Source organism: Bacillus sp. B-jedd, assembly GCF_000821085.1.
GTDB lineage: Bacteria > Bacillota > Bacilli > Bacillales > Cytobacillaceae > Bacillus_D.
In genome coordinates this window covers 1,737,496-1,760,569 of record NZ_CCXR01000001.1, presented here as the reverse complement: position 1 = coordinate 1,760,569, position 23,074 = coordinate 1,737,496, and the positions used below count along the sequence as shown (strand labels likewise).

The 23,074-nt window shown below is 41.4% G+C and carries 18 protein-coding genes; 4 read left to right on the top strand and 14 right to left on the bottom strand.

Features of this window, described 5'->3' with window-relative positions; genetic code table 11:
* Positions 1–36 precede the first annotated feature (36 nt).
* The 3 genes from BN1002_RS08560 to fdrA form a co-directional block, all read right to left on the bottom strand.
* Positions 37–1,578: a xanthine permease gene (locus BN1002_RS08560; protein ID WP_048824579.1), complete on the bottom strand. Its 1,542-nt coding sequence runs from the start codon at positions 1,576–1,578 to the stop codon at positions 37–39.
* 83 nt (positions 1,579–1,661) lie between these two features.
* Positions 1,662–3,089, bottom strand: a complete 1,428-nt coding sequence (locus BN1002_RS08555) for a YlbE family protein (RefSeq protein ID WP_048824578.1) — start codon at positions 3,087–3,089, stop codon at positions 1,662–1,664.
* Positions 3,090–3,091: 2 nt separating this feature from the next.
* A complete protein-coding gene (gene fdrA / locus BN1002_RS08550; protein WP_048824577.1) occupies positions 3,092–4,639 on the bottom strand; it encodes an acyl-CoA synthetase FdrA in 1,548 nt (515 codons plus the stop codon).
* Between the two features lie 403 nt (positions 4,640–5,042).
* Between fdrA and BN1002_RS08545 the strand changes: the two genes are divergently transcribed.
* Together BN1002_RS08545 and BN1002_RS08540 are read left to right on the top strand one after the other, a co-directional pair.
* Positions 5,043–5,918, top strand: coding sequence for an alpha/beta hydrolase (locus tag BN1002_RS08545; RefSeq protein WP_048824576.1), 876 nt, complete (start codon positions 5,043–5,045; stop codon positions 5,916–5,918).
* Positions 5,919–6,288: 370 nt separating this feature from the next.
* Positions 6,289–7,221: an LCP family protein gene (locus tag BN1002_RS08540; RefSeq protein ID WP_048824575.1), complete on the top strand. Its 933-nt coding sequence runs from the start codon at positions 6,289–6,291 to the stop codon at positions 7,219–7,221.
* Positions 7,222–7,406: 185 nt separating this feature from the next.
* Here the strand turns inward: BN1002_RS08540 and BN1002_RS08535 are convergent, their stop codons facing one another.
* The 7 genes from BN1002_RS08535 to BN1002_RS08505 form a co-directional block, all read right to left on the bottom strand.
* The gene (locus tag BN1002_RS08535) at positions 7,407–8,042 is read right to left on the bottom strand and encodes a hypothetical protein (protein WP_048824574.1); all 636 of its coding nucleotides are present in this window, start codon (positions 8,040–8,042) and stop codon (positions 7,407–7,409) included.
* A gap of 79 nt (positions 8,043–8,121) precedes the next feature.
* On the bottom strand, positions 8,122–8,523 hold the full coding sequence (locus BN1002_RS08530) for a hypothetical protein (RefSeq protein WP_231575002.1): 402 nt from the start codon (positions 8,521–8,523) through the stop codon (positions 8,122–8,124).
* A 156-nt stretch (positions 8,524–8,679) separates the two neighbouring features.
* Entirely contained in the window at positions 8,680–9,315 is a 636-nt protein-coding gene (locus BN1002_RS08525; RefSeq protein ID WP_048824573.1) for a hypothetical protein, read from the bottom strand.
* Positions 9,316–9,396: 81 nt separating this feature from the next.
* Positions 9,397–9,789, bottom strand: coding sequence for a hypothetical protein (locus tag BN1002_RS08520; protein ID WP_048824572.1), 393 nt, complete (start codon positions 9,787–9,789; stop codon positions 9,397–9,399).
* A 431-nt stretch (positions 9,790–10,220) separates the two neighbouring features.
* Positions 10,221–11,390, bottom strand: coding sequence for a saccharopine dehydrogenase family protein (locus BN1002_RS08515; protein ID WP_048824571.1), 1,170 nt, complete (start codon positions 11,388–11,390; stop codon positions 10,221–10,223).
* 360 nt (positions 11,391–11,750) lie between these two features.
* Positions 11,751–14,141 (bottom strand): M14 family metallopeptidase, encoded by a 2,391-nt coding sequence (locus BN1002_RS08510; RefSeq protein ID WP_048824570.1) that lies wholly within the window; start codon positions 14,139–14,141, stop codon positions 11,751–11,753.
* Positions 14,142–15,019: 878 nt separating this feature from the next.
* A complete protein-coding gene (locus BN1002_RS08505) occupies positions 15,020–16,219 on the bottom strand; it encodes a putative glycoside hydrolase (RefSeq protein ID WP_048824569.1) in 1,200 nt (399 codons plus the stop codon).
* 149 nt (positions 16,220–16,368) lie between these two features.
* Between BN1002_RS08505 and BN1002_RS08500 the strand changes: the two genes are divergently transcribed.
* The gene (locus tag BN1002_RS08500) at positions 16,369–17,205 is read left to right on the top strand and encodes a polysaccharide deacetylase family protein (protein WP_048824567.1); all 837 of its coding nucleotides are present in this window, start codon (positions 16,369–16,371) and stop codon (positions 17,203–17,205) included.
* 119 nt (positions 17,206–17,324) lie between these two features.
* Here the strand turns inward: BN1002_RS08500 and ftsZ are convergent, their stop codons facing one another.
* The 4 genes from ftsZ to BN1002_RS08480 form a co-directional block, all read right to left on the bottom strand.
* The gene (gene ftsZ / locus BN1002_RS08495; protein WP_048824566.1) at positions 17,325–18,617 is read right to left on the bottom strand and encodes a cell division protein FtsZ; all 1,293 of its coding nucleotides are present in this window, start codon (positions 18,615–18,617) and stop codon (positions 17,325–17,327) included.
* Positions 18,618–19,011: 394 nt separating this feature from the next.
* Complete coding sequence (locus tag BN1002_RS08490; RefSeq protein WP_048827843.1) at positions 19,012–19,749, bottom strand: esterase family protein; 738 nt, start codon at positions 19,747–19,749, stop codon at positions 19,012–19,014.
* Positions 19,750–19,765: 16 nt separating this feature from the next.
* Entirely contained in the window at positions 19,766–20,935 is a 1,170-nt protein-coding gene (locus tag BN1002_RS08485) for an ATP-grasp domain-containing protein (protein ID WP_048824565.1), read from the bottom strand.
* Positions 20,936–21,079: 144 nt separating this feature from the next.
* The gene (locus tag BN1002_RS08480) at positions 21,080–21,910 is read right to left on the bottom strand and encodes an alpha/beta hydrolase (RefSeq protein WP_048824564.1); all 831 of its coding nucleotides are present in this window, start codon (positions 21,908–21,910) and stop codon (positions 21,080–21,082) included.
* Positions 21,911–22,216: 306 nt separating this feature from the next.
* On the opposite strand from BN1002_RS08480, the gene BN1002_RS08475 reads away from it, so the two are divergent.
* Positions 22,217–23,002, top strand: a complete 786-nt coding sequence (locus BN1002_RS08475; protein ID WP_148362748.1) for a hypothetical protein — start codon at positions 22,217–22,219, stop codon at positions 23,000–23,002.
* Positions 23,003–23,074: the final 72 nt, after the last annotated feature.

Sequence of the window (23,074 nt, the reverse complement as noted above, 5' to 3'; positions counted from 1 at the left end):
GATCAAATTATTCCTATTCCTGGGTTTCTATACTTTTTACTCTGTAATTGGTCCAAGATTATCTTTTTTGTTTACGTATAGCTTATACGCAAGGAATAGTGCGATTAGCAAGTATCCCCAAACGAACGGCATCGCAATGTCCTGCGCAAGTCCAAGCGTGCTAGTGTGGATTGCACCGACAAATGTTAGAGCGGCTGCGATCAATGCAGCGATGATACCGCCGATAGGCGTGTTGCGGATTGTGAATACCGCGATACATCCCCAGATAACACTCGTAATCGGAGCACCATTGCCTAAAGCAACCAACCCATCGTAGAATAATCCGGCGTTATGCAGGGCGTGTGAAGAAACTTGTCCGGCTGCTTCCCCTACTGACATGCCAGTAGCAGAAATGGCATTGTTTACAGCGACAAGTGCCCAGTTCGCAACCCAAGGGAAGAAACAGACAAAGATTGCCGGCGCCTCGAATTTCGGGCTTTCCCTAACAACCTGATGCCCTGTGACGATTGCGATGAACACGAGCATCGGAACGATAGCGGCAATTGGCACAACAGCGAGCAACAGACCCATCAGACTGAAAATGGAGATAAGGAAGATTGCGGCAGAGCTTGCAATGGAATAGCCTAAACCTGCGCCGACTTCTTTCCAGCCAGCATGGCCAACATAGACTGTTACTGGGAATGGATTTCCGCAAAGTCCGCCGATTGCAGAACAAATACCGTTTGTAAGCATAACATCCCTAGTTTTATATTCATCACCGCAAACTGCAGCGGCTTCAACGTTTTCAAGGTTAAAAATGTAGTTAGACAATCCTAAAGGAACAGCAGTTAATAGATAAGGGAGGGCTGCTTTGAAACTGTCGCCGAATCCATCTAAATGCAACATTGGTGGATTAAAACCAAATGATTTCAGGGCTTCAGTCACATCAGCAGGATTTTGATATCCAGCGATCCAGGCGATAGCTGTTCCCACTACGATTAACAGCAATCCTGTAGGGATTCTTTTAAATACCGGGCGTTTACTTAACCAGTTCATGAAGATGATAATCAGTGCCACGAATGCGACTACAGGCATTTCGAAGGACTGCAGCATTGGGTTCATCCCAAGGAATACAAAAGCTAAACCTGCCAAAGCTGCGAGCAATACAGTCCTTGGTACAATTTTACGAATCGTTTCGCCGAGGAATGCGCCAATTAAGAGAATCGCGGCTTCAACGAAGCACCAGAGGATGGCAACTTTTGTTGTGAAAACGGCATCCTGTGTTTGATGATATAAAGGAAGCATAATGACAAATACGATTAGGAAAATACCAGGTGAACTTGAACCGGACGGCAGTGCGGTAATATCCTTCCTGCCTGTTTTCTTGGCCAATCGATAAGCAAAGTAGGCAAATGCGATACCAGATAATAATACAGCAAAACCAAAGCCAGGAACAATCTGGCCAAAAACAAATTCTTTTGGCATGCCGACTACAGCAATCAATAAAGAAATCATAACCAAAAAGTCTGTTAAAACGTTAACGAATAAACCGAAGGAAGCCGCAATATCTCCCTTTTTCCAAAAAGCTACATGTCCCATAGTAAAGTCTCCTTAAATAAAAAATTATTGGAGACACTGGGGAAACCGGGATAATGGCGGCTTCCCCAACGTGTCGTTAAAACCTATTGAATATTTTCACTTAACGCAACCAGTGCTTTTTCAAAAGCTTCTACTGGCGGATAAGTGATCCCGGCGCCAATCATGCCAACTCCCGGTTCTTTGTGGGCGATTGCCGTATTGATGACCGGCTTGATACCTGTCTGCATAACCTTCCGGACATCGATACCTGTCGGAATGCCCATGAAGTTTAACATTGGAATTGTTACATTTGGATTTTCAGTTGTTGTGATTTCCTTCATTTGTGTGGAGAAACCGATCGCTTCTTCAACCGTTCCGCCTACCAAGGCAACAATGGCCGGAGCTGTCGCCATGGCAAAACCGCCAATGCCATACGTTTCTGTAATCGCGCTGTCGCCGATATCCAGCCCGGCGTCTTCCGGTTTGTAGCCCGCGAACATTGGGCCGACAACCTTTTGCGCTGGACCTGTGAACCAAGTGTTTCCTGCCATCCCGCTGACGCGGATGCCAAATTCCACACCATTACGGGCCATCGTGGTTACAACCGTACTATTTGGAATGCCGTGTGCTGCATCCAATGCGCATTTACACATCGCCATCCAGGTAGGGCCGGAGAAGTAGTCACTACTTGCAACGAATTCAAACACTTCAACCTTTTGCTCCATCGGGAAATCCGCTTGTAAAATGTATGGTGTCAATGCCTGGATCAATAATGTTGTACCGGCAACATTCCGGTTATGGCACTCGTCTCCCATATGAAGTGCCTGGGCAAGCATTAAGCGCAGGTCAATTCCTGTTGGATGAAGTTCCATCGCTGCTTTCAGGATTGGACCGAAAACATCCCGCATCCAAATCAAGCGATTAATCACACTCTCATCATTGGCGCCCATGCGCAAAATTTTGGATAACTGTTCACTCAAGTTTGTATAAGCAATGTTTCCGTAAGTCTTATTTTCAACAATGTGCATGTACATGGAAGCTGATGTGACTCCCGCCATCGAACCAACACAGTTGTGCTCATGGCATGGTGCAAAAGTAATTTCCCCGGACGCCGCTACTTTGTATGCATCCTCAATGTCTTTTGCCAGTCCTTCGAACACAAGCGCTCCAGTAACAGCACCCTTCATCGGGCCACTCATATTTTCAAAAGCAATTGGCGGGCCAGCATGGATAATCGTTGTTTTGGTCATTCCTGGCACACAGTTGATTGCCTTATCAAAACCAATCAGCACTGGCTGTGAATTGACAATTCTTTCAACCGCAAGCCTGTTCGCTTCTTCGATTTTTTCAGCAATAGCAGGATCCTCGAGTTTATCAAGGGCCGCAATGATTTCCGGCTTGCCGCCGCCTGGCGGTTTCCAGTCCAGATGGGTCGCATCGGCATTCTGTTTTAAAATATCATCTTTGAAAAACTCGATTCCTACGTTGATGACATTCAAGTCTGATTTAAAAAGTTCGTTAATTTTACTCACGATTATTCTCCTTTCACAACGAATTCACGGGCCAGTAACCCGGCGTTTTGGCTGCTTGATGCATGTGTTGCACCTGAAGCTACTAATTTATCGATTTGCTCCTGATAGTTTTGCTGGTCAAGCTCTGTACCAAGAATGTACCCGAGGACTTCCAGGTGCCTTCCCTCTTGTTCAGCTTGTTGTTTCGCTTCAATAATGTGTGGAAGCATGACGCCAACTGGATCCTCGTGAGAACCGAAGCCCAGAACAAAATCCATTACGATAGCCCCGACAGAAGGATCCTTCGCTTCCTGTTTAAACCGTTCAATCCTTGTAGAAGGATCAATCATTGGATGCGGTTTGCCTTGAGTAAATTCGTCGTCACCAAAGTCGATGAACGTATGCTCCTGGCTCACTGTTATATCCTTCAGGAGGTAATCAGGGTTCTTTTGTATATTGCTATAGACGTTTTCGAACTTTTCCATCGCCGTATACATCGCTTCGTCACACAATGTGCCGCCGCAGAACAAGCCGCGAATGTATTTTTGTTCAGGGGTTAATTTTGCCCGGACCTCTTGGACCAATGGCATGTTCAGTGCCTTTTTATTGATCGTGCTTTCATCGGCTCCTGTTAAGAGGACTGCCTTTAGCGCGGCTTCTTTGGACATTTTCGCAAAATGGCCGCCAGCTTCGGTTACCTTTTCTTCGTTTCCGCCAATGAACCAGACGACAACCGGCTTAGAGCACTGCTTGATTTGTGCGCAAATTTTGTCTTCAACACTTGCTGCCGGCGGCTTGGATACTAATACGATGACCTTTGTCGCATCGTCGGCTTCAAGAGCCTTAATGCCATCAAGCATCATGATTCCGCCTACTTCTTCGCTCAAGTCGCGGCCACCTGTGCCGATCAGCTGAGAGACGCCGCCGCCAAATTCATGGATTCGGACACTCACTTCCTGGCTTCCTGTCCCAGATGCGCCAACAATTCCGATGCTGCCTTTTCTAACTGCATTGGCGAATGCCAGGCCAACATTGTTGATAATCGCTGTTCCGCAGTCCGGACCCATCATGAGAAGGCCTTTTTCATGGGCAAGCTTCTTTAGCTCGATTTCTTGTTCAAGGCTAACGTTATCGCTGAAAAGCATAACGTGCAGGTCATTTTCCAGCGCCTTTTTAGCTTCTCTGGCTGCATATGCACCATTTACCGAAATCACTGCTAAATTTGCCTCAGGGATGCTGTTAGCGGCGGATGAAATCGTTGAATATTTCACTTCACCTTTTCCAACCGTTGCGGTATCTTTCTTCGTTAACAGGTCATTGATTGCTACAAAAGCGTTTTCACAAAGTTCGTCAGAATCCGCTTTCACAACGATGATCAGATCACTGGTTTTCGCTTCTTCAACCTCAGCGGTCATTAACCCGACGTTGCGCATTACCTCTTTGTTCATTTCCGTCCCCATTGCGATGATGGCCTGTTCCACGCCTTCCACCTGGTTTGCCTTTGTTGACAAGGCCATTAACGAAACGGAATCAAAATATGTGTTTGGCTTGATTAATACTTGTACAGTCATACTTGACCTCCTGCTTTCCTATTTTTTCGTCCGTCCAATGAAAAGGACGTTTCGGCTTCTCCTAAATAACGCCACTTTCTTTTCCCTTTGACTGATCCACCTGCAATCGTAAAGGTTTCCTTTGCATTGAATCTTTGCGGTATTTCCTTTAGATTGTTAGTTAAGGAATTCGCTTTACACTTGTTATTTTAGACTCCTTGCCTAAATTACACATTGTTTACGAAAACCAAAAGTTTTCGATACTCGTTGTGCAAGATGCACAATGATTTGTGAGCATTTTTTGACAAGGGTGAAATAAATAGAAAATCATATAAAAAATGGGTAAAGATGGTTTAATATTCTCTTGCACTTACAAATATTCCCTGTCTTTGCGTAAATCCTATTATGAAAGGTGCTTGATATTTTGAAAGAGACGGTTATTTATAAAAATAAAAATCAACTTAAATTGAAAGCGGACTTTTATAGGGCTGGTCGAAATAACCAGACTCCGGTTGTGGTTTACATTCATGGCGGAGGTTTTATTTGGGGCTCACGAGAAGATATCAACGAGGAGCTGCTCAAGCTTTTTTTGGATAACGGCTTTGCTGTTTTCTCCATCGATTACAGGCTGGCACCGGAATCAATGCTTGCCAGCATTCTTGAAGATGTGGAGGATGCTCTTGCCTGGCTACGGACGGAAGGCGTGGAGAAATACGCTATTGATCCAGAGAGGATTGTTGTGGTCGGCGGCTCCGCGGGCGGTTTTCTTGCGCTTAACACCGGCTTGTTTCAACATAAGCCTCGGGCTATTGTATCTTTTTATGGGTACGGGGACATTAGTGCCAAATGGGCTAACGAACCGAGCGCCTTTTATCGCAAAAAAGAATTAATCCCACGCGAGCTTGCTTTGGGACTTCGTTCTAAAGAGATTATTTCCGAGGGGCCTATTGAGGGACGTTACTTATATTATCTCTATGCCAGGCAGCAAGGCGTCTGGGTCCAGGAAGTTACCGGGCTGAATCCTGTACATAATAACGAGGAAATTTTAAAGCTCTCCCCAATTCACCAAGTTGGTCCGGAATTTCCACCAACTTTGTTCCTGCATGGCACAAAGGACACAGACGTTCCGTACGAACAATCGGTATACATGAGAGCAGCCCTAGTTAAAAAAGGAGTCTCAGCCAAGCTGATTACAATACCGAACGGTGAACATGTATTTGAAAAGAATTTCAATGACCCGGTTGTGAGGGTGGCGCTTGGAGAAGTCATTACGTTTCTCAAAAATCAGCTTTGTGGCTGACTTATAAGAGTAAGTCTATTAAAAGAGAAATCTCTCTGGCCTAAAAACCGGAGAGATTTCTTTTTTTAAGACAATTGCATTTAATTTTATAACATGGTAACACTTTGACAAAAAATACAATCTTCCTCCATTATCTTGTTTTCCCATTTGATCAGGCGTAAAAATCGAGTTGAATGTAAACAGAATTTTAAACAATTGTAATCCAATCTATCAAAAACTGAAATGTAATTATGGGATAATGTGTACTTCAAGTTAAAAATATGGCAACCTTTTCAGATTCTAACACTTCATATCACAGAATAAAGAAACGCCAAATAGATTAATTGATAATTTGATTTGATCGTTATTATACAGCCTAGGTGGTGCAAGCATGTCAGTATCAAGAAAGAGAAAAAAGGTAAGATGGGTGAGGGTGACTACAGCCCTACTCCTGTTAAGTATCTTTTTAATTGGTCTTGTAAATGTATTTCAATTTATTGATGGAACGATAAACAAAGTGAATCAGCCATTCAAAAAAGTCGAAGCAAAGCATGCATTTCAAGGGGAGAAAAGTAAAAAGGAAGCAGTCAATGTTCTTTTGCTGGGAAGTGACTCCCGGGGAGAAAAGAATGCTCGAACGGATTCCATCATGATAGCTCACTATAATCCCAAAAACCATCAAGCAAAACTTATTTCGTTAATGCGTGATATGTATGTATCCATACCTGAACATGGAGAGCAAAAATTAAATGCTGCTTATGCATACGGAGGACCTGAATTATTAAGGAAAACCATTCAACAAAATTTTGGTTTGGATATCCATCATTATGCGATTGTCGATTTTAAAGGATTCGAAAAGTCAGTCGACCTCCTGATTCCAGATGGAATTGAAGTAAATATCTCCGATGAGATGTCCGATGGAATTGGAATGACGTTGGAGAAAGGGAAGCAACGACTTCATGGCAAAGAACTGTTAGGATATGTCCGTTTCCGCCACGACCGTTTAAGCGATTTCGGCCGAGTGCAAAGACAGCAAGAAGTCGTCTCAAAATTAAAGGAGGAAGCCGTTAGTTTACATAGCGTTACCAAGCTCCCTGAACTATTAGGAGTTTTAAATACATACATCGATACAGACGTTGACACAGCTACACTTTTGACAATTGGGAGAGACATGTTGACCAATAAAAGCGGGAAAGTAGAAACACTCCGGATCCCGGAAGATGGAAGTTTTACAAATGAACGCCATGAAGGAATCGGAGAAGTCCTGGAAGTTGATTTGGAACAAAACAAAACAGCTCTTAATAAGTTTTTAGGACGAGATTAAAGGAGCTTCTATCATCACAAACGACCTTTAACTCATCATTTTTAATCAATATCAGTATGATAATCATCCATGATACTTTGATACTGAATAATTTTCTTATTAATATGGGAAACTCTGCTTTATACGAGTTTCCCTTTCTTTTCCACAACGTTATTGTCAGGTATATTAGATACTTGCCCTTCCTCCTAGGCAGTTAAAAATATTCCAACTTCCTCATCCGATAAAAACATTAATTTGTTAGGCTGCCCTAAACGATTAGCGGTTTCTTCCAACAATGCGAGTAAATATACGTAATCAAACATAACTGAATAAGCGATCCAGTCTTCCAGTTCTATCGTTTCAGAGACTACTTGATTATTTTTTCCGATGAATTGGACCTTTGATTCAGTTTGCGTCGCTCGGGATAAATGTATACTATACGGAAGAGTAGGCTCATCAAAAAAGCTATAGTTTACATGGCCTATAGGAAGCAAACTTAGCGCTTTTTGTAAATCTGCAAACGTAAAATTTGTGTCATCAATATTTAATGACCCATTTTTCTTAATAAAAGGATAAAGATAGTTGTACCTAAGGCTTGATTGTAATGTGAATAGAAGAAAATAAAGAGAGGCCTCTTCTTCAGATTGGTAGGTTTTAAGAATTGTTTCTTCTCCGGTCCCTCTTTCATATTCAATAAATAAAAAGAGCCATTGATCTCCCCTCTTCTCTAGCTTGTATATGTTTTCGTCCTGATAAAATGGAATTACATGAATTGAATCATCCGTGGCCTTTGTTTTAATTCCAAGCTGTCTTAATAATTCAGCTGCCTGCTTAATAGTCATAGTCTTTAAATCTCTTATGGTTTTTAGGTTTTTTTTCATAAAAGAATTGAGGACTTTGCAGCATTTAAGATACCAAAGTTTATAATTCATGCGGATTTATTGAAATCTTTTCTTCTATTACTTTTACCCCGCTTTTAGAGACCCACCCAAGCCACATATCGCGGTCTACTCTGGGTAAGTTTAATTTTTCCCCTATTAACAAAGAACCAGTTGCCACTTGAAACTCATGTTCGTTTTCTTGAAGAATTTGTACTTTCTCCCCTTGTATAATTCCATAAGTCTCTATGCTTACACAATCAACCAATTCACTAGGGTTAACTATTTTGGTGAAAACTCCACTATTGTATTTATCTTCAAAGGTATGATCAATTTTACTTTTATCTTTAGTCAATATCTTGATGTTATTTTCCATGTCTGTTGTTATTTTATATTCTATTCCATTATATTTACCATAATTACCTGATTTCAGAATTGGGCTCACCTTCCTATAATTTCACTTTTTGCAACGTTTAACTCCTGTCTTAATACGTCGTTGTGACCTTTAGTAGCAACATGCAATAGGGAAGACGGGATATTTGAAGGATAGGGTTGATGTTCTTAAAACTATACCAGGCCTGATAAAACTCCCTAATGTTCCCTACAAAAATAAAAATATACCAATTTCTTCATCCGTGAAATACATTAATTTATTTGGCTGCACCAATCGATTAGCGGTTTCTTCTAGTAAAGCAAGTAAAAAAACGTAATCAAACATAGCTGAGTAAGCATCCCCGTCTTCCAGATCTATCGTTTCAAAGACAACTTGATTATTTTTACCAATGAATTGGACCTTTGATTCAGTTGGCGTCACACGTGATAGATGTATACTATATGGAACAGTAGCCTCATCAAAAAAGCTATAGTTTACTTGTCTGATAGGAAGTGAATCTAGAGCTTTCTGTAAATCTGCAAATGTAAAATTTGTGTCGCCTATGTTTAATGAAGCATTTTTCTCAATATAAGGATAAACATACTTTTCTTTAAGGCTTGATCGTATTGTGACGAGAAGAAAATAAATAGCTGCCTTTTCTTCAGATTGGAAAGTTTCAAGAATTGTTTCCTTTCCTGTACCCCTTTCATTTTCTATAAATAAATAGACCCACTGAACTCCCCTCTTCTCTAGCTTGTAAATATTTTCGTCCTGATAAAAAGGAATTACATGAATCGAATCATTCGTTGCCTTCGTTTTAATTCCCACCTGTTCCAATAAATCAGCTGCCTGATCAATATCCATAACTCTCAACCTCCAATGCTTTTATATTTTTATTCATCAAGGAATTTTGAGCTTCGCAGTATATAATGCCTCTTTAAAAAATTATAATTTATGCGGATTTATTGAAGTCTTTTCTTCTAGTACTTTTACTTCACTTTTTGGGACCCACCCAAGCCACGTATCCCGGTCAACTCTTGGCAAGTTTAATTTATCCCCAATTAAAATAGAACCCGTACCTATTTGGTACTCATTGCTATTAGCTTGTAATATCCGTAGTTTTTCCCCCTGTATGATTCCAAAATGCGTTATATTTACACAGTCCACTAATTCACTAGGTTTTACTATTTTGGTGAAGACTCCACTATTGTATTTATCCTCAAAAGTATGATCTATTTTACTTTTATCTTCAGTCAATATCATGATGTTATTTTCCATGTCAGTTGTTATTTCAAATTCAATTCCATTATATTTACCATATATACCTGATTTCAGCATTGGGCTCACCTCATGATCGTATGTATGCAGCTTTGCGAACTCAAAAGAAATTATTATTGTACTTGCTTTGCAGTTAGATAGAGACAAGTTAAAGATATTGAAATTACTTTTGAAAAGAGAGTTATTTGTAATACCTTCAATCACATATCCCTTAAACTTTTGCGCATGGTTGTTTTTTAAATACATTTAATAATTTATTTGTATTTTCTTACCATTTAATTTAAATTTTAACAGAAAATATCCAAATTACAATTTTTTATACAATAGCAACATTCCTTTAGGAAACTGAGTTTTGGCTATATTTCAGTTTATAAAAAGAATGGTCAACAGGTGAATCGGCCATTAAAAGTAGTTTTAGCAACGCATTAGGACCGTAGGTTCAACATTAAAAAAGCGCCAACCGCTTGATTAGCAGGAAGGCGCTGGAAGGCTTAAATTTTGATTGGGTAATCTTGTTTCTCTGTTTCCGTGATGATAATGTTTCTTTTTGCCATTTCTTCAATATATTCTTTTCCGGGGACAATCTGCTCTGGTGGGTGGACCCCTTTTTTGGCTATCGTCCCATTGCCAATCATTTGAGCTACCACGGAAATAGTGTTGGCGGTTGCGCGGGCCATTGCGGTTACGTTATTTGTACGGTCTTTAAATGTTGTCATTTCATATTCGTACGTCGTTTTCACTCCATTTTTCTCTCCTGAGGCAATGACGCGAAGCAATACGACATCATCTTTATCCTTCAAGTCCACAATCGGGCCAAGAACTTTTAACAAGACTTCCCTTGGTTTCACTTTCTGCCCTTTAATCTCCACTTCGTAATCATTACGGGTGAGATTAAGGTCAACAAGCAATTTGAATTTTTCCGCATGGCCCGGATATCGGATTGTTTTATACTCCAATTCATCTAAATGCGGGTATGAATGTGGTATTGTGGAGGTTCCACCCGAAGTATGAAATGCTTCCAGCGGACCAAATTTTTCGAAGTAGAGTCTTTCTACTTCTGAAAGGGATGGCACTTCTTGCTTTATTCCATTGCGAATGATCAAGGAAGGATCGGTATAATGATCGAATAATCCTTCCATTGAAAAAACATGATTATATTCAAGAGGGGGTTCAGGTTTTGCAGGTATCCCGCCAACATACATCTTAATGGACTTGACATGATCAAGCTTGCTTGCACCGTAACCGGCCAATATATTAATCATACCTGGTGCAACACCCAGATCAGGGATTATCGTCGATTGAGCTGCCATTGCCTCTTCTTTCAACTCCAACACGCGGTCCGTAATTTGACCGATATGTCCGCCTAGGTCAACGGAACTTACCCTTGTAGCAATAGCCGCTTTCGCAACCTTTTCATTAAAGGTATAAAAAAGTGCATTCACAACAACATCGTACTGGCTAATAAAATTTTCCATCTCAGCGGAGTTCCCCGCATCTAAGGAAAATGCCTTCAACTTTGAAGATTGGAGTTGATTGCATACTTGTTGTGCACGCGCTAAATCAATATCTGCTAACCCAATTGCTTCTACTCCAACACTTTGCACTAAATCACGCGCAGCTTCTTTTCCCATTAATCCAGATCCTAATACAGCTACTTTCACGTTCACACCTTCCTTTCAAAAAATTCGTACGAAATCTCCTTTTCGAAATGCCTATATATAGTTTAATAGCAACATTGATTATAAATTCCGGAAATTGTTAAAAATTTGTGCGATTTAACCGAAAAAGAAGTAATTAATATCCGGTTTCTACTCTTGGTTATCAAATTGGAAAAATGGAGTAGTTTGCACAATGAAGGTGGATAAATACAAACAATTCTAATCTTGAAAATGGAGGTTTACAAATAAACGCCTTGGAGAAATTGGAGGAGTTTTAGAGGTCGACTAAGATCAAATGGTCTAATAAAAGTAAGGAGCCTGGAGCAATCCAGTTTGTAGATTGCTCCAGGCTTCTCTTTTATTTTACTTGATTGTAATGGTTACAGAATTGAAGTTACTGGCGCTTGTTAATGGATTAAAGTTTTTCTCGATGTTGCCTGCTGCATCCACTGCAAACCAGTTGATTGTTGCTGTCTTATCAATCGTCAATACTTCGGCAGGCTCGCGGGTTCCGGCTAGGCGGATATGAGCCGATTCAAATGTCGGCTTGCTTCCATCAAGGGTATAATAGATGGTCGCAGCTTCACTTGTTTCAAATGCAACCTTAACAGGGCCGGAGTATTTGCCGTTTCCTGGCACAGCTTTTGTTGATGGAGGTTGCTTATCCTTTGATTGGTTATAGGCAACCTTGATGAGACCAATCAATCCGTTGGCAAATTCCATTGCTTCCTCGTGTCCTTCTTCATAAGAAGGTTGGAATCCAACCGACTCCCATCTTTTCAGGTTCTTATTCCAAAGTTGGGCACCCACTTCAAAGTTCCATGCGTAAATTCCCTTTTCATACCAGAGGTAGTCAGCTGAGTTACCAGCGGCTGAATATAATACGTCAGGAATTGGACCGGTACGGCTTGGTTTAATAACCGTTCCACGGTGCTCTTTAATATCAGTCAAAATTTCATTTGACGCCGCCCAATAGAATGCTTCCTGGCCAGCTGTTGGGCGAGGCAATGTTACACGGTTAGGGTCATAAGCACCAGGCGACCACATGAAGTATCCGCCATGGCTATGGATATTCATTGCAAATTTGATATTTGGATTTTTATCCGCTAACCAAACCAAGTTTTTGGCTTCTGGCTCTGAATTGATAGCAGGTCCTGCATAAGTGTCACTTCGACAATTGGTTGTTGAAGCTCCAACGAATCCATTGTAAGCCGAACCAGCTGAATGGTTGCGATTTAAGTCAACTCCCCAGGCATTTCTATATCCAGGATCAGATTCATTCGGACCGCAATGATTTGTCATATTTCTACGCTGCATATTGAAATCATAAAAGCTGTAATGACCGCCATCCGGGTTAACTGAAGGTACCAGGAAAATATCCAAATTGTTGACAAGCTGCTTCGTTTCGCCATCGTGTGCATAGTTTCTTAGCAAACGCTCCGCTGTTTCAATTGTAACTAGCGGAGTGACCCACTCACGAGCATGTTCTTGTGCATATCCAAGGACCCCTGGTTTAGTTCCATCACGGTGCTTCCCGATACGGATTGCTTTGACCGTTTGCGGTTCACGCGAAATGTGAGCTGGCGCTTTCAGGCCGTCTGTTAACTGTGCATTAACTGGAGCTACTACGCCTGTACCAGCATTGCCACGGTATGTAGTAGCAGTAACTAAACTACTTGCTTGGTTATTCAATGCATCAACAACCTGCCTTGCGGTACTCACTGTAGCTCCGCTTGCATTGGTTGCTAACTGGACAGTAATTTTCTTTCCATCGACCTTTACAGTAAGAGGTGAACTTGCCGTTCCTGGATTTACAAATTCAACAGAGATATCGTTTCCGCCTTCATGTCCCCATGCTTTTGAGGAAACCACGACTGCGTTTGTTGTTAGGGCACCCATTGTTGCTTGAGCTAAACGGCGGTATCCGTTTGTTTTATTAGGCATTTCAACAATTTCAACTAAATCAGGGAATTCTTTTGCAAGCTGCTCAGCTCTCTCATACAACTCCGTTGGGTCCATATAGTGATCAACAAAGTTCGTCACATAATGTTTCTTTGGATTTCCAGCTTTTCTATCTCCCAACCACTCTGTGATAGCGCTTTCATTTTTGCCACCTAGGTTACTAGTAATAGTAACGGATTTAGGTACATCTGCAACTGGAACCTCAAACCAGTGATACATATATTCACCATAATCAACAAACCTGGACATTGTAATAGTCTTTTCCTCGCCACCTTCAACCCATTTTGCAGTTAGGGCTGTGCTGGCAGTTGTACCTGCACTGGATTTTGCCTCAACATAAAGGAATGTACCAGATTGATTTGTGTAATGATTTGCCCTAAGGACTTTAATCGTGTCCTCTGCAGCAGCAGCACTTGCTTGAATCTGCAATGCTTCAGATCTTTCTGCAACATTCTGATTAAACTGTCCCTCGGTTAAGAGTGTGTCCTTTACTTGGATTCCATTTTTCTTTAACAATGCAATTTGTGACGGTGTTGCTACCACTTCAACTTCAAATCCATCCCCATGCTGATGAATTCCGTGATCAAGGGTGATCCCTAGTTCTGCAAACTTTTCTAGTGCCTTCCTATTTGGCACCTCAAGCTCGACAATAGCGATTGACTCCTCTTCAGGAATCGGGTCCCCCTTGTCTCGTTCAGCCCCAGCAAAACCTGGGGCAAGCGTTGAAATGCCCAACGCGGTCAGCGCAGTGGCCATTACCAACCCCTGAATCAATTTTTTCCGTTTCTTCAAATCCCAGCACCTCCTATAGTAGTCCATTACTTTGGACAAATCTATTATATATATAATATTCATAATATTTTGTTATTTTTAGGAGGAGGAACTATTAAAAGAAGTTACACATTATTACAAATTAAATTTCTGATTTATTATTTTTCACTAATGTTAAATTCCTATTTGCACTATGGGAATAGGTATTTGTTAGTAGATTATTTTCCAAATAGTATATTAAAATAGTATATAAGGAATTTTTTCATTCGAATTATTGCATTTTTTGTCCTTTATTGTAAATTAAATCATCCAGAGAGGTTAGCCTACCCTTATACACGTTAACTAACAACTATCACCAGCGGTTCACAACGACATAATCTACATCTTCAATCTCCTCTTCCGCCATTCAACCTGGATTCTTTCATGATTATTTTCACCTGACACAATCTTTTCAATCAAATTCCCCTTATATCAACCGGAATATTCGGCGTATCAGAAGAAAGGTTCATATACTGTTTTGTAATGCTTTGATAGGATTCTTCCAATAAAGACTACTCCCTGCGATTCTCCCTGCCAGGCATATTCAATTTCCTGAATACGGAACAGCCGCGCTCCCCCTATTACTAGTTCAAACCATCATTGGTGAACTTCATTTTCTTCATATTAGTTGAAGAAAATGAGAAAAGACCGCAGTAAATTTTTCGGTCGGTTCAGGCCAAGATGGTTTTGGGCACTAAGCACGGCACCAAAAAAACAATTAGTATCTTACTCTCAGTTTTTTAAAAGAAGTAAAGAGGTATTCATTATTAAGGTTTATATAAAAATACAAAAAACTGCCCCACTTATCAGGAAAGTGTAGGCAGCTTTTGCGGATATCTTTTAATTAGTATTTTTACAGTTTATGGTTTAAGGGGAGTATAGTCTACCCCTCTTGTATAGCGGTTGGATGCATTCCATAATAGGAATTCGTTGATTCCATTTTCATTCAAGGCCCGAATTTGGGCTTCCACTTCGGCTTTCCCGTAGATTTTATAGTTTCCTGCCCCTAGATAGCTTGCGGTGAAATCCTGGATCCATGGCCTTGAGATTGGACGTTTTTCCAACGCACCCAGTACCTTATTTTCATGCTTGGCGTACTCTTTGATAATTTCATATGGCTGCAGGTCAGGCTTAGCAATGCCGAAATAGCTTGTCCAGTGGCTCGGATAAATCATGCTGGAGATCGCATCGACATTGGCCGAGATTTTGGAAAAGTTCTGCCCGATTCCGGGAGCTTCCGGAAGAGTTGCCGAGTAGCCGAAAATATCAACCGATACATTCACGCCATAAGGCTCAAGTTCTTTCTTCGCATAGGCGACAAAATCGGTTACCGCATCGACTCTCTTTTGGACATTATCTTTTTCCACTTTACTGTATTCTCCCTGGGAATACTTAAGTGAACTATCCCTTGTTTCAAAACCTTCCGGAAAACGGACATAATCGAACTGGATGTCCTTGAAGCCCATTTTTGCTGCTTCTTTAGCGATGGCCACGTTGTATTCCCATACTTCCTTCATAAATGGATTCACAAAGCTTTCGCCGCGCCTGTTTTTCCACACTTTGCCGTTTTCAACAAAACTTAGTTCCGGCCTTTTTGTTGCAAGGTGGCTATCCTTAAAGACAACTACGCGAGCGATCGGGTAAATCTTTTTTTGTTCCAAGGTTTTCATTAGTTTGCCGGGATCTTTTATGTACGGGCCACCAATCTCTTCAAAAGGAGAACCTTTTTCGGGCTGATATTGCAGTAAACCAAAATCATCCTTGATATCGATAACCATGCTGTTCAATTCAGTCGTCTCGACAAGTTTCAGCAGATCATCGAACCTGGAAACACTCACCGTTGGCCCTGTGACATAAATTCCTTTTACACCATCTTTAGGGTAATCAAAAGTAAGTGGGGACTTAAAAAGTGCGGGTACCGCCTTTTCAGCCATTTTACTATCAGGCTTTTCCCGAGTGCTTGCCGCTGTTGGCTGCGGTCGGCTAACACTTTTCCCCTGCATACTGCATCCTATTAGCAGGATGGAAACCAATAGGACGATAAAAGTTTTGTAGTTCATTTCGTTTTCTCCTCTGGTAGTCTTTAATTCTATTATAAAGACGAAACTCGAAATTTGTTAGAATTTCGTCGAAAAGGTGCAAAAATTTGGGTTTTCCCCTTTTGCAATGGGTAAGAAGATATTAGAATAAGCATAATGGAGGAATCAACATGAAATCATTTATTCATATTTTGTTAGCAGCTTCCTTGCTTGCCGCATGTAGCGAAACAAAAGAAGGCAAGGAATCTCAAGTCACAAAACCTATACCCTCGGAGGAAACGAAGGAAACGGAAAATGTAGAAAAACCGCAGAAAACAGAAGAGCCTGCTGGAGAAAACGCGGAGGAAGCGGCAGAAGAAACCCAGCCAATCTATAAGCTGAATCCCGCCAATTGGACTATCGACCGGCTAGATGGGTCAGATGAAAAAAATGTCCTAATTACAATCGATGACGCACCAGACAAGCATGCGCTTGAAATGGCAGAAATCCTCAACAAGCTTGGCGTAAAAGCAATTTTTTTCGTAAACGGGCATTTTATTGACACTCCCGAAGAAGCGGAAAGATTGAAAAAGATCCATGATATGGGCTTTATCATCGGCAACCATACATATTCGCATCAAAATCTAACAAAAATCCCAGAAGAGGAACAGAAGAAGGAAATTATCAGCGTGAATGACAGGGTAAAAGAAATCACCGGTGTTTCGCCTGTCTTTTTCAGGGCTCCTTTCGGCATGAACACGGATTATTCCAAAAAGATTGCCGCAGAGAAAGGCATGCTGTTGATGAACTGGACGTATGGATACGATTGGGAGAAGCAATACCAGAACCGCGATGCTTTGGCTAAAATCATGGTCGACAGCCCTTACCTCACCAACGGAGCAAACCTTTTGATGCATGACCGCGAGTGGACAAAGGATGCACTTGAAGATATCGTCAAGGGGCTGCAGGCCAAAGGATATTCTATTGTTGATCCTCATTTGATAGAGGTTCCTACAAGCGGAAATTAAAAACCCAACAAGCCGGGATAAACCTTTTGAGGGCAATTTAGTCGCACAGCCGGAGGGCTTTTGCAAAAGAAATATTAAAAGGCCAAATCGAAAATGATTTGGCCTTTTTGTTGGGTAATTTACCGCCTTCTGTTCCGCTTTCGGAAGAAAGATGGAGTATCGAGCGAGTCGTCTTGCTGCTGGGTATCCTGTTCGTAATTCTCGGGCTCTTCGTAAACAGGCGGCTGACTGTGATAGCCAGATTGGTTGAATCCGGTTTCTCCGTAGCTGTTTAACTGGCTGTTATTTCTGGATTCTCGGTAACTGCTGGATTGGCTATGTTGAGCATAGCCATAATTGTCCGATTCCTCATAGACAAGAGGTTCTCGCTGTCTCGACTGAGCGTGGTATTGTGAACGGGAATTAGCACTCATGTCTCCTTGACGTCGCGATGTGTTCGACGGCGGCACTTCTTTCTCATCATGATCGAAACCGGTCGCAATCACAGTCACCATGATTTCTTTGGTCAGGTTTTCATTGATGACTGATCCAAAAATCATATTCAGCTGGTCATCTGTTGCAGCTGCCACTATATCGGCCGCTTCCTGTACTTCAAACAAACTGAGGTTCAATCCACCGGTAATGTTCATCAACACTCCTTTCGCGCCATTGATGCTTGTTTCAAGCAGTGGCGAGGAGATGGCTTTTTTGGCGGCTTCGGCTGCACGGTCTTCACCAGAAGCCACCCCGATGCCCATAAGCGCTGTTCCATTATGGGACATAATTGTTTTCACATCAGCAAAGTCCAGGTTAATCAAGCCTGGCACGGCAATCAAGTCGGAAATACCCTGGACCCCCTGCCTGAGGACATTATCCGCCTCACGGAAGGCTTCAACCATCGGTGTACGCTTGTCGACGATATCCAGCAATCTCTGGTTTGGAATGATGATTAATGTATTAACGGCTTTTTTCATTTCTTCAATTCCTGCAGCAGCATTTTGTGCCCTTTTGCGTCCTTCGAAATTGAACGGCCGAGTTACGACTCCAATTGTAAGTGCTCCAAGTTCGCGTGCGATTTTGGCAACTTCCGGCGCCGCTCCTGTCCCGGTGCCACCGCCCATTCCGGCCGTTATGAATACCATATCTGCGCCTTCCAGCGCATCCTTGATCTGCTGCCTGCTTTCCTCGACAGCTCTTCTGCCGATTTCAGGATTGGCACCCGCTCCCAAGCCCCTGGTTAGCGAACCGCCGATTTGCATCGTGATCTCCGCTTTTGACATTTTGAGAGCCTGCGCATCTGTATTCACCGCAATGAACTCCACTCCCTGCACGCCGTCCTCAATCATCCGGTTAACAGCATTGTTTCCGCCGCCGCCAACCCCAATAACTTTTATATTGGCAAATTGGTCGATATAATCATCAAATTCCAGCATATGTAGTCCCCCTAGTTAGCTAAGATATTTCCCCCTGTTTTTCTCTATCCTTATAAAATTCGTCACTGACTTGGATATTCCGTCTTTTTCTGCGATTTGTTAAAGAACTGTAATTTTACAGTAATAAAGTGCCATTCTTCGAGGAGGGGTGGTGTAGAGGGGACTCGGTAACAAAGAATATATTAAAAGATGGTCAGGGGCAGAATAACTCTGCTCCATTCAGGAGTGCTATTAAACAAATATAATCTACGAAACCCTGGATCACTTGCTAATTTAATATAAAGAAAAGTCGCACGAGTATCCACCGTGCGACTGCCCTGTTCTCTCACAAGCTTTAAACTATTCCACACTAAAAAACCAACAACTCAACGTTTCTTTGTTTTTTGACATTGTATTAAAATAATTCTCCTAAATAATACGGCATTTGGCGTCTCCACCATATCCAATCATGCGAAACATCTTCGCCCCACTCATCAAACCTTGCTGGAATTTGTTTTTCTTGAAAGGCTTCCTTTAATGTAAAGTATGAAGGCAGCCCATCCTGTTCCCAATCCCCAAGCCCGGTACAAATAATGATAGTTGCTGACCGATATCGATCAATAAACCAGCCGTCATTTTGATTCCATATGTAATCACTCGGTGAATTTTGGTAAACAAGCGGATCATTTCCGTAATCCCCAAAAAAGTAACGAGCATCATAAATACCGCTTAGTGCAATGGTTGTTTGAAAAACATCCGGATGCCTCAAGAAAAAATTCAACGCATGATATGCCCCCATGCTGCATCCCGTTGTCATCATAGGATCAAACCAGCCTGCTTTATGCTTAATAAATGGAATAGCTTCTGATATCACATAACGATCATATGCCGCGTGGGCTAATGCGCGGTCATGTGCTGGTTTTGAGTCGTGCAGCCAACTTTCGCTATCTATACTACTCAATGTAAAGAACTGAACTTTTCCGGATTCAATAAAGTCATGGCACACATCAATCATTCCAAAGTCATGATATTCAGTGTGCGTCCCTCCGGATGATGGAAAAACGACGATTGGCATTCCACTGTGTCCATATCTATTCAACCGCATTTCACGACCTAATTCGCCACTCCAATGGCTTAAATGTTCTATATGCATAATGGATCTCCTATCACTAATTTTTTCGTTCATGTACAAAACGGATAATGTCATCGACTTCCTCCTGTGAATCTGCAATAATTGCATAAAATTGATTTCCCTGGAGTTTCGCAAACGCCTCTGGTATGCGCTGTGCAAGCTTAACACGGTCGCCAAATCGTTCATAAATATCATTCGTCCCATGTTTGTACTCATACGCATCTCGCTGTGTTACACCAATACAGAAATGGTTTTCAGTTTCGGATTCCTTAAATTTTCCTCCCGTCACTAAAGAAACATACTGAGCAAATAAATCTATGGAGTACGCGAAATTATACATATCCACCGTGTATCCGCCAGCCAAGCGATTATTGTATTCCAGTGCAACATAATCCCCGTCATCCAATTGAAAAAACTCAATATGGAAAAAGCGTTCTTTCATGCCAAATGCCTTTATGATTGCCTTTGCATACTTTTCGAGCTTTGGGTCAATATCTTTTTGAATCACATAGGCCATATCAAGTTGACCATTAACCAGTTCCAGAGTGGGCACATTGTATGTAAAGCTTGTTTTGAAAACAATGTCCCCTTTTTGATCCACTAATCCATCAAATGTACAAAGCACTCCTCCTTCGACAAATGGTTCCAAGAAGTACACTTGTGCTTCTCCCCATTCATCTTCAAAACGGCGTACAGCATCTTTCGAATCCAGTTTATAGGTAGCAGCGGAACCCACTCCATTATCGGGTTTTGCGATAACTGGCAGCCCTAATTCCTCAATGGCCCTGGCTAACTCCTGCTTATTTTTTGCGGTTCTTCCTTCTACAACGGGTACACCGGCTTGTTTAAAGAGCTTCTTCATTTCAGATTTATGCTTAACTTTCTTCAAGTCATTACGTTTATTGCCGTACACGTTAAATTGCTCACGTAGCTGCGCATCAAGTTCCAGCCAATGTTCATTATTGGATTCAATGCGGTCGATGGGACCATGCTTATAAAATAAAAAGGCAACAGCACGTTTCACTTCATCCACATCTTCCAGATTGTTCACACGATAATATTCAGTTAAAGAGTTTTGTAATTTGGAACCTAATTGGTTATATGGCTCTTCGCCAATTCCCAGGACATTGACGCCAGCTTCTTTTAAACGATGCGCGAACGGCTGAAAATTAACCGGATAATATGGCGATATCAAAATATAATTCATAAAAAAGGCTCCTTTCCCGGACTCAAAGAATCATAGTTTTTACAAATGATACAATCATTTACTTTTTAAATCAATTTAAATGAGTAAATATTCAAAAAAAGAGTGAGAAATTTCTCCCACTCTTAAAATGCTTATTCAGTTCGCTCAAGACCATTTCTCACTTAAAAAACGCAAACATTCGGGTAGGTGTTTTGCCCATGCTTTTTCATTATGTTCCTCATCCGCAAAAATATTAAAACGGATGCTATCAATTGGAATTGAGCCTTTTATTAGTTGTTGATAATACTTAAGCGAGCCATCGATATATGCCTGCTTCATATTGCCATACATCAATTGCCGATCGGCATCATCACCTTCCTCGGTCCCAACCTGAATATACACGCGTTGTTCAGGATCCAGCACCCGCCCAGCAATATAGCTGTCAAAGGCCTTACTCGTAATCCAATTGGCTAAAGAAAAAATTCCTAATCCACCAATTTGATCTTTATATTCAATCCCCATAAAAGCCGAGATATTTCCTCCAAGTGAACTGCCAATCATTGCTGTGTGAACCTTATCTGATTTCGTCCGGTAATGCTGATCTATAAACGGTTTCACGACTGTCATGACAAACTCGGCAAATTCCGCGCCTTTTCCGCCTAGCTCAAAATCTTCAGGAAGCGGGCTTTCAGTAATTTTCCAAGGCGTATATTCATTAATTCGCTCTTGCCCGCCATGATCAATCCCAACAACAATCATTCTCGGCAAATCGGGATTTTGTTTAATTGCCGGAATCACTTTCCATGAAAACCCGCTAAAAGATTCACTACTGTAGAAAACGTTTTGTCCATCATGCATATAGACGACTGGATAACTTTCAGACTTATCTTTATGATAGTTTTTCGGCAATAAAACACGCACGCGGCGTTCTTCATTTTTATAAGGCATATATAATTCATGTGTTTCTAGTTTTAAATAAAAAAAGGATTCGTTCATAATTACCTTCCTCACTCCCTTGGTATTACATTAAATATACTAATCTTTCTATCATTAAACCCCTATTATTTTTGTTAATTTCAATATTTCCTGTGCTATTAATCTCCCCATAGAACCAAAAGGCTATAGTGAAAACAGGTGAGAAATCCATTCAATTTCAAAAATAAGTCTGCCAATATTTCCCCTACGGCTTTTTAGGTAGAACCTCTAGGATAGGAGTTGTATAATCTCATGGTAGTGTTAAACAAAAAACGGTAGAGGTGAAAGGCATTGAGCTTTTATTCAGAAAATAAGCATCCAGAAAAAGTGGATGGCCAAGAATATAGTGAGCAAAAGTGGCCTGAGGAACCGCAGGCAGAGTGGGAGACGGACCAAAGAGTTAATATACGGGAAACAATGGAAGGCAAGCCCAGCAGCTCAAGGATGGAGAGGCGAAACAAACATGCTGGTTCAGAGGCCAAAGTGGGGGTCACTCCGCCAAGCAGGACAAACTCCAATCGCATCTCCAAATTTAGACCTTCGCTTAAGAAAATAAAACTGAAACTGCCAAAGGTGAACGTAAATCTTGCAGTAAAAATCGCAGCCCTCCTAGCGGTACTTTTCAACGTTAAATACGTTATGGATTTGATGCAGGTCCCGGTGGGCACCTTTATATTCAATGATTTGGTGATTAAGCTGGCAATATCAGTTGGTATCAACTTTGCAGCAGTCTGGATTCTGTTTCCTAAACAGTCCCAGATAAAGTATTTTCTTTCACTGTTTGCAGTTTTAGCATCATTTCTGTATTACTTTTATGGCCAATATACCAAACAAACTTTATTAGAGAGAAGCCACTTAATCCCTTCAGTGCTTGTCATCTTATCCGTTCTAATGGTGGTCAATTCCAGGTCAAATTACTACCTTAAAAGCATACTATTGCTAGTCTTCGCAGCAGCTGGAATATATTTCAGCAGCAATCAATATGCACTTGAATGGATGCTGATAGGTAGTGCTGGACTGGTCATGTTTTTCAGGGTTTCCAAAAACAAAAAGAATGGCAAATCCGATAAAAAGGCTAACCGGATAAGAAGGAACCGGCGGCAGTCAGCTTAGGTTGGCAATTTCCGGACAAGCAGCTCTAACCTCACAACAAAGGCTAAACCAGTTTTGGTTTAGCCTTTTATC

What these genes read in the sequence shown, in the direction of transcription:
- BN1002_RS08560 (WP_048824579.1), bottom strand. Translation starts at nt 1,578, where the DNA reads ATGGGACATGTAGCTTTTTGGAAAAAGGGAGATATTGCGGCTTCCTTC.
- fdrA (WP_048824577.1), bottom strand. Translation starts at nt 4,639, where the DNA reads ATGACTGTACAAGTATTAATCAAGCCAAACACATATTTTGATTCCGTT.
- BN1002_RS08540 (WP_048824575.1), top strand. Translation starts at nt 6,289, where the DNA reads ATGTCAGTATCAAGAAAGAGAAAAAAGGTAAGATGGGTGAGGGTGACT.
- BN1002_RS08535 (WP_048824574.1), bottom strand. Translation starts at nt 8,042, where the DNA reads ATGACTATTAAGCAGGCAGCTGAATTATTAAGACAGCTTGGAATTAAA.
- BN1002_RS08525 (WP_048824573.1), bottom strand. Translation starts at nt 9,315, where the DNA reads ATGGATATTGATCAGGCAGCTGATTTATTGGAACAGGTGGGAATTAAA.
- BN1002_RS08520 (WP_048824572.1), bottom strand. Translation starts at nt 9,789, where the DNA reads ATGCTGAAATCAGGTATATATGGTAAATATAATGGAATTGAATTTGAA.
- BN1002_RS08505 (WP_048824569.1), bottom strand. Translation starts at nt 16,219, where the DNA reads ATGAACTACAAAACTTTTATCGTCCTATTGGTTTCCATCCTGCTAATA.
- BN1002_RS08500 (WP_048824567.1), top strand. Translation starts at nt 16,369, where the DNA reads ATGAAATCATTTATTCATATTTTGTTAGCAGCTTCCTTGCTTGCCGCA.
- ftsZ (WP_048824566.1), bottom strand. Translation starts at nt 18,617, where the DNA reads ATGCTGGAATTTGATGATTATATCGACCAATTTGCCAATATAAAAGTT.
- BN1002_RS08490 (WP_048827843.1), bottom strand. Translation starts at nt 19,749, where the DNA reads ATGCATATAGAACATTTAAGCCATTGGAGTGGCGAATTAGGTCGTGAA.
- BN1002_RS08485 (WP_048824565.1), bottom strand. Translation starts at nt 20,935, where the DNA reads ATGAATTATATTTTGATATCGCCATATTATCCGGTTAATTTTCAGCCG.
- BN1002_RS08480 (WP_048824564.1), bottom strand. Translation starts at nt 21,910, where the DNA reads ATGAACGAATCCTTTTTTTATTTAAAACTAGAAACACATGAATTATAT.